Consider the following 1,391-nt stretch of genomic DNA (forward strand, 5'->3'; position numbering starts at 1 on the left):
GAGAGAGAGTCTCTCTCATTTTGAATATTTAAAATATAATAACTCAGAAGAATTTAAAATCTGGGTAAAGGAGAATGAAAAGAAAATATTCAACAAAGAATCTTTCATAGAATCCTTCAATGATTCTATGAATGAAAAAGAAAAAAGAAAAGACAGAAAACTTATTTACACATTTAAAAAATATGGAAGGTGGTGGATTAAAAACCAGAAAGAGAGTGAACGACCTTATGTAATGCCAGCCTATCTAAAAACAATCAGTTAAATATAATATTATGCCAAACAAACCTAGAATTATTAAGCCCTCATGGGTACCAGTACACAAAAGAGAAGCTTTTCAAAATCTGAATAAGGATAAGAACCGGAAAGTTTATAACAGTAGAAAGTGGAGAGCATTCTCTAAGAATTATAAAGAGCGTAATCCATTATGCATTAAGTGTAAAGAGAAAGGAATTATTAAAGCTTCAGCAGTTACAGATCATATACAAAGGGTGAATGTTGGTGGCGATATCTATGACGAAAGTAATTTACAACCCTTGTGCAAATCTTGTCACAATAGTAAATCAGGTAAGGAAGCGCACGGATATCAAGAAAAGCCGAGGAAATAATGAAGTTTATAGGGGGCATAGGGGTCAAAACACCTGGGAAGGTTATTAGCGTATATCGACACTCAGTCGAAATTTTACTCGCCTCTATTTTTTTAAGGGGGGGGTTAAACTATAGATTATGATAGATAGCAAGACTAGAGATTTAAGCAGGTCTTTTTTTGATTTAATGGAAAAAGAAAAAATTGGTCGATTTGAAGTAGATCGAAAAATGAACCTACAGGTATTCACACTAACAATGCAGGAAATTAGAACATTACTAGAAAAAAAGGTTCCGTTTCTGGATGGTACTAAAGGTGGTTTAATCATTGGTGAAAAGAATAATTTTCATGGTGGCATTTATTTAATAAGGCCATATTTTGTTGACGGTCATTTTCAAAATAAATTTTTCCTTTATGCTGAAGTTCAACCTGGAGACTATATAAGCTCTGTAGAATCCTGCTCAACACACGTAAATAGATATATCCAACTTGAAAACTCAATTGAAAATTTTACAAGCAATATTAAAAGTACCAGCAGGCATTCAAATAAAATAGACACCAGCAATCATATTCACTCATTTATATTTCTTGATCAGCTACCACAAATGATCTTTTCTAATGCAACATTTCGTGCGCATGGGGATGAAATTATAGATCTTGATCAATAATTTATCAATTTAAAATGTTCATAAAATCAGGTAACCAAATGAATGTAAAACGCTAATAATTAATAACTTAAATTAAAAAAATGGCATCATTCAGTACTATTTCGATTCGATTTGCAGCCGACCTCAAACAATTTTCTAGC

3 protein-coding genes are annotated in these 1,391 nt (G+C 32.1%); all 3 read left to right on the forward strand.

What is annotated here, in order from left to right; all coding sequences use genetic code 11:
• Positions 1-262, forward strand: a 262-nt coding sequence (locus ACNKXS_RS03630) for a hypothetical protein (RefSeq protein WP_417919666.1), incomplete at its 5' end; no start/stop codon positions are given.
• Positions 263-272: 10 nt separating this feature from the next.
• Entirely contained in the window at positions 273-605 is a 333-nt protein-coding gene (locus tag ACNKXS_RS03635) for an HNH endonuclease (RefSeq protein ID WP_417919667.1), read from the forward strand.
• 118 nt (positions 606-723) lie between these two features.
• Complete coding sequence (locus tag ACNKXS_RS03640) at positions 724-1,251, forward strand: hypothetical protein (RefSeq protein ID WP_417919668.1); 528 nt, start codon at positions 724-726, stop codon at positions 1,249-1,251.
• Positions 1,252-1,391 lie beyond the last annotated feature (140 nt).

Origin of the sequence: Christiangramia marina, from assembly GCF_048285865.1 — a bacterium.
Lineage (GTDB): Bacteria > Bacteroidota > Bacteroidia > Flavobacteriales > Flavobacteriaceae > Christiangramia > Christiangramia marina.

Excerpts from the sequence above, each read along its gene's own strand:
- ACNKXS_RS03635 (WP_417919667.1), top strand. The coding sequence starts at position 273 with ATGCCAAACAAACCTAGAATTATTAAGCCCTCATGGGTACCAGTACAC.
- ACNKXS_RS03640 (WP_417919668.1), top strand. The coding sequence starts at position 724 with ATGATAGATAGCAAGACTAGAGATTTAAGCAGGTCTTTTTTTGATTTA.